The organism is Treponema sp. UBA3813, from assembly GCA_002368605.1.
Classification (GTDB): Bacteria; Spirochaetota; Spirochaetia; order Treponematales; family Treponemataceae; genus Treponema_D.
This window is the reverse complement of the sequence record DFEB01000062.1, coordinates 1-5,261: the sequence shown is the minus strand read 5'-3', so window position 1 is coordinate 5,261 and position 5,261 is coordinate 1. Positions and strand designations below refer to the sequence as shown.

Annotated in this window: 7 protein-coding genes; 6 read left to right on the top strand and 1 reads right to left on the bottom strand. The window is 43.5% G+C overall.

Annotated elements, in window-relative coordinates:
- The 5 genes from B2089_RS09730 to B2089_RS09715 form a co-directional block, all read left to right on the top strand.
- Positions 1 to 234: hypothetical protein (locus B2089_RS09730; RefSeq protein ID WP_296687056.1), on the top strand; the 234-nt coding region annotated here is incomplete at its 5' end.
- Positions 235 to 285: 51 nt separating this feature from the next.
- On the top strand, positions 286 to 579 hold the full coding sequence (locus B2089_RS12050; protein WP_296324983.1) for a type II toxin-antitoxin system HigB family toxin: 294 nt from the start codon (positions 286 to 288) through the stop codon (positions 577 to 579).
- Complete coding sequence (locus tag B2089_RS09725; protein ID WP_296324980.1) at positions 579 to 944, top strand: helix-turn-helix domain-containing protein; 366 nt, start codon at positions 579 to 581, stop codon at positions 942 to 944. The genes B2089_RS12050 and B2089_RS09725 overlap by 1 nt, the downstream gene beginning before the upstream one ends.
- 171 nt (positions 945 to 1,115) lie before the next feature.
- Positions 1,116 to 1,991, top strand: coding sequence for an ABC transporter permease (locus B2089_RS09720; RefSeq protein WP_296324977.1), 876 nt, complete (start codon positions 1,116 to 1,118; stop codon positions 1,989 to 1,991).
- An 18-nt stretch (positions 1,992 to 2,009) separates the two neighbouring features.
- Positions 2,010 to 3,062: an extracellular solute-binding protein gene (locus B2089_RS09715; RefSeq protein ID WP_296324974.1), complete on the top strand. Its 1,053-nt coding sequence runs from the start codon at positions 2,010 to 2,012 to the stop codon at positions 3,060 to 3,062.
- Positions 3,063 to 3,198: 136 nt separating this feature from the next.
- Here the strand turns inward: B2089_RS09715 and B2089_RS09710 are convergent, their stop codons facing one another.
- Positions 3,199 to 4,023 (bottom strand): hypothetical protein, encoded by an 825-nt coding sequence (locus B2089_RS09710; RefSeq protein ID WP_296324971.1) that lies wholly within the window; start codon positions 4,021 to 4,023, stop codon positions 3,199 to 3,201.
- Between the two features lie 138 nt (positions 4,024 to 4,161).
- On the opposite strand from B2089_RS09710, the gene B2089_RS09705 reads away from it, so the two are divergent.
- Positions 4,162 to 5,261: GGDEF domain-containing protein (locus B2089_RS09705; RefSeq protein ID WP_296687050.1), on the top strand; the 1,100-nt coding region annotated here is incomplete at its 3' end.

The following is a 5,261-nucleotide window of genomic DNA, read 5'->3' as shown; positions in this document are numbered from 1 at the left end:
CCGAATGAACTTGATTTTTTTGGCTTTTCGACAAAACTCTATTTTTCCGATGTCGTGTGCGCAGGGCAAAACGGAAAATACATCGATTTTAAGACTGACGACAACGCGATTCATCAGATGATGAAAATCAGCGGTCGGAGCGGGCTGAAAGGCGGCGAAAAAGTGCGCGTGTATTATCTCATCACAAAAGAGCCGCTTTTGGAATGGAATGTTCGGGCAATTAAAAGACGATAAAACACTAAATTCTCCCTTGACAATTCCCAAATTGGGAACTATATTATATCTGTGCATGTGATTTCGCGAAAAACTTTAAGTGATTATTGGCAGAAGATTCCAGAAACGGAACAGCCACTCAAAGCGTGGTTTTCTGAAGCGCAAAAGGCGCAATGGGATTCTCCTGCGGACATAAAAGAAAAATATCGCTCGGCAAGTTTTTTGAAAAGAAATCGCGTGGTGTTCAATATTTGCGGAAACAAGCATCGGTTGATTGTCAGAATAAATTACGGTTCAAAAACGGTGTTTGTCAGATTTTTGGGGAGTCATTCCGAATACGATAAAATCAACGCGGAGGAAGTTTGATGTCGTACAATAAACTTTTAAAAACAGAAGATGATTACAACGCGGCTCTCAAACGAATCGAGAAATTGTTCGATGCTGAGCAAGGAACAGCCGAAGCAGATGAACTTGAACTTCTCGTTGCGCTCGTCGAATTGTACGAAAAAGAACATTTTCCGATTGACGCTCCCGACCCAGTTTCGGCGATAAAATTTCGTATGGAGCAGGAAAATCTCACGAACGAAGACTTGGTTCAATATCTTGGAAGCAAGTCGCGTGTTTCGGAAATTTTCTCGCACAAACGCTCTTTGAGCATTTCGATGATAAAAAAACTTGTGGCGGGGCTTCATATCCCTGCGGAAGTGCTTCTCGGTGCTTCCGTGATGTAAAAAATAGCAATGTGCTAGGGGTTGTAGCACCTGCGTAGCAGTTCCGAAGCGGCGGTGGTTGAGTAGCGACCGTATCGAAACCACTAGAGCGTAGGAATGAGTGTGAGCGAAGTGCGAAAAACCCGACCCGAACGATAGTGAGGGGAGCACCCAAATTTTTAGGAGCGAAAAATGGATTTTCTTGTATCGGTAATACTTTCACTTTTAAAACGCAATCCTGCCGCTAAGAACGAATCTAACAAACACGCAAAGCGGGGCTGGAAAAAACGGGCGCGGGCTTTCTCTTTCTCGAACACGGTGCTTGTGATTGCCCTGCTTTTTCTCTTCCTGCCCCTTTTCGTGATTGTCTTCTATTCTTTTAACGCATCGAAAGGCTCTCACTTTACCGGCGTTTCCCTTGTCTGGTACGAAGAATTGTTCTTGAATTCGGGCCGCTTGTGGCTGTCCCTTTTGTACAGCGCGATTGTGGCTTTGGTTTCGGCGGCAATTTCCACCGTTTTGGGAAGTCTTGCGGCAATCGGAAACAGCTGGTACCGATTTTTCGGACGGGGCTACATTCAGTCCACTTCATTTTTGCCAATGGTTCTGCCGGAAGTCATTATGGGCGTTTCCCTTCTCATTTTTTTGAGCGGAATCCACATGAATTTGGGCTTGGGCACAATCATCATAGCCCACACAACTTTCTGTCTTCCTTTTGTTTATCTTATGGTTTCTGCCCGCGTTGACGAATTCGACTATTCTATTATCGAAGCAAGCCACGATTTGGGAGCCAACGAAAAGCAGACTCTCTTCAAGGTGATTTTACCCGCGATTATGCCAGGAATCATGTCTGGCTTCATGATGAGCGTTACCATGTCCATCGAAGATTTCGTAATCACATCTCTGGTAAACGGAAATGTTGAAACGCTCCCCATTTATGTTTACAATATGATTCGTCACGGAGTCAGCCCGGTAATCAACGCGCTTTCCTTCGTGCTGATTCTGCTGATTGGCGGTCTTGCCGTTCTTTTACGAAAGAGCCTCAAAGGATTCGCTTCAGCACACTAATTTTTATTGGAGAAAACGATGAAACTTCTTTCACGCATTTCGCTTGCGGCTCTGGGATTTGCCGCTGTTTTGGGTCTTTCTTCTTGCCAACAGAAAAAGACGCTCAAACTCTTCACTTGGACATACTACACCCCCACGAGCGTGGTTGAAGCCTTTGAAAAAGAATTTGATTGCAAAGTCATCGTCACGGAGTACGACTCAAACGAAACCATGTTCAACAAACTCGTCAACGGTGGCGCAAAAAGTTTCGATATCGTCGTTCCTTCACAGGATTATGTCTCAATCATGATGAAGCGCGGGATGTTCCAGCCAATCATTCAGGCAAAATTCACCAACCGCAGCAAAATCAACCCGAAAGTCCTTGAAAAAGTCACTTATGACCCGGAAATGGTCTACGCTGTTCCCTACTACTTCGGAGCCGCTGGAATCGGCGTAAACAAAAAGAAGATGCCGGCAGGCGATTACGAGCGCACATGGAACATTTTCGCCGACCAGCGCTTCAAGGGTCACGCCTCAATGATGGACGACTACCGCGAAGTTATCGGTGACGCCCTCAAATACAAGGGATATGCGGTCAGCACAACGAACGAAAACGAAGTAACCGAAGCAGTGGATTTGATTCAGAACAGCTGGCTTCCAAATATCGTAAAATTCGACGCAGAGGGCTTCGGAAAAGACTTTGCCCGTGGTGACTTGTGGCTCTGTCACGGCTATGCTGAAGTTATGTACGGCGAAGTTCCAGAATCAGAATGGGAAAGCACAATCGACTTCTTTATTCCTGAGCAGGGCGGAGCCTCATATCTCGACAGCCTTTGTATTCTCAAAGACTCAAAAGAAGCAGAACTTGCCACGGAATTCATCAATTTTATCCACAGACCGGAAAACTACGCCCAGTTCCTCGACTTCTTCAACTTCCCTTGCTTCGTAAACCTTGAGGCAGAGAAGTACATGACCAAAAAGCCCCTCTACCCTGCCAGCGCAATGGACAATTGTGAGCTTAAGGACGATTTGGGCGAAAAACTCGACATGTACTACTCAAAATGGGAAAAACTCCGCTTGCAGACAAACTAGAGATACCTGGCACGAAAAAACAAGGGGCTGTCCAATAAGTAAATGGGTTTTCGGGTCAAGCCCGAAAATGACAGGCGGGTCAAGATGGAAAATGACACTTTTTGAACTTATTGGTCATCCCTCTTGTTTTTAAATATTAAGCACCATTACTAGCATAAAATTCAACACCTGCAGTATTTGTAAAGGTGATAGTCTTAAATCCGACTCCCTCCTCGGATTTAGCAGGACAAGCTTTTGCCTCCGGATAATCAACTATTACGGGAGCCCCAAAAGTAAGAAAAACCCCATTAACAGTCTCTGTTACAACCGGCGTTTTGTAAATGCATTCTGAAATGTAATAAGTATCACCATTACTAGTCCAAGTTCCTTCAGAGACAATGAATCCATCAACTTTAATACAATATTTCCCATTCGTGGAAAAATTTATTCCGTCTATTGGAGTCGTAGCATCCCCATACGAACAAGTCGCTGCGTATCCAAAAGATGCGGGGCCATCTTCTAGATTTTGTAAATTCTTCATTTTTACAGCCACTGTATTGTCGCCCGCGAGCACCGTAAAAGAAGAGCTCTTTCCTGTAAGCATGTGCATGCGTGAAGTCATCCACGGTCCATATACATTCGCTTCAAGATAGACATTGCTGCCAACAGGAACAGAATCAAAAGAAAATGTGCTGGAAGTTGGATAGTCGTTCATGTAATAAAAAACTACAGACTGACTTGCCTTGTAATCTCCACGAAGGGATACAACTATATAAAGAGTGTTATGATCAGCATATCCTGAAGGCAGTTCAGGCTCAACATCAGGTAAAATAATGTTGCGAGAGCCGAATAACTGCTCGCTTGAAAACGAGAGATTTACTTTTCCACCCTCCGTCTCTAAGTCAGAGCAAGAATAAAAAGAAAAACTTGTTACAAAAAAACAGAAGAGTGAAAAAACTCGTAAAAGTTTATGCGATTTCATGAAAATCCCCTAGCTTTTTAAGATAAATTTATTATGACACAATTTTCATATATTTCAAGATTTGGCGTCATGTTTTCTGAACTTTCTGCCGATATTTAGAGTTGAGTTTTTGTCTGCATTTTCAATAAGAGGCACATAATGAAAGATAGTGATTACAAAGAAGTTCTCGATAAAATTTCCACTCCGATTGTGGTAATCATCTCAAATCAAGGTTCGTCAAAAAAGAAAAATCCTTCAAAATCAGATTTTGAGGAAAATTTTTCGGTTCATTTTATGAACGAGAGTTTTGAAAACACTTACGGTGATTTATTGAAAGTTGGTTTTACCACGGAAGAATGCGTCTCGCGTCTCTCAAAAGAAGTCGATTGGTATAAAATGGCTTGTGACTGCACGGAAACTGGTGAAATGCAGGAAAAAACATTCTATTCAACTCATGTAAACGCATGGCTTCGCGTGCACATGAATTCAACAGTATCAGGATTCATCATCATTTCAGTGTGGAACATCGACAAAGACAAAGAAAGGGAACAGCAGCTTTTACGGCAGAATTTGCGGCTTGCCGCCCTCACCGATGAGCTTTCAAATTCACGAGAAGATTTAAAAAAGCGGCTGGAAAACATAAATTTCTTGAACGAGCAGTTGGAATTCATCGCATATCACGACTCAATGACAGGTCTCTCAAACAGACAGAAATTCAAGCTTGACTTTGAAGAATGGATTAAGACAGTTAAAGAAGAGGGCGAAAAATTCGGCTTGATTTTACTCGACCTTGACAACATGAAACTGATAAACGACGCTCAGGGACACAGCGAAGGAGACGAAGTGATTTGTCACACGGCAGAGATTTTAAAGCGGTTCAAGAACGAAAATCTCCGGGTTTACCGTTACGAAGGAGACGAATTCATCGTCATGATGAAGGGAATCAACTCCCAGGACACGATTTTGAATGCCGGCGACATGCTGCTGGAAGTCATGAACGAAGAGGGAATTGATTTTTCAGGCGGAATCGCAATCTGCCCCGATGACGGTGAGACCAGCGAAGATTTGCTCAAATATGCGGACATGGCCATGTACGAGGCAAAACGCAAGGGCAAAAATGACTTGTGTTTCTTCCAAGCGATTATGCGGGAACGATTCATGGAAAAAGTCGCCATTCAGTCGAAACTCAACAAGGCCGTTGCGGACGAGATTTTCCAGCTTTACTATCAGCCGCAATTTGACGTGGCGACCAACAAACT

Coding starts and splice junctions, on each gene's coding strand:
- B2089_RS09715 (WP_296324974.1), top strand. CDS start 2,010: ATGAAACTTCTTTCACGCATTTCGCTTGCGGCTCTGGGATTTGCCGCT.
- B2089_RS09725 (WP_296324980.1), top strand. CDS start 579: ATGTCGTACAATAAACTTTTAAAAACAGAAGATGATTACAACGCGGCT.
- B2089_RS09710 (WP_296324971.1), bottom strand. CDS start 4,023: ATGAAATCGCATAAACTTTTACGAGTTTTTTCACTCTTCTGTTTTTTT.
- B2089_RS09720 (WP_296324977.1), top strand. CDS start 1,116: ATGGATTTTCTTGTATCGGTAATACTTTCACTTTTAAAACGCAATCCT.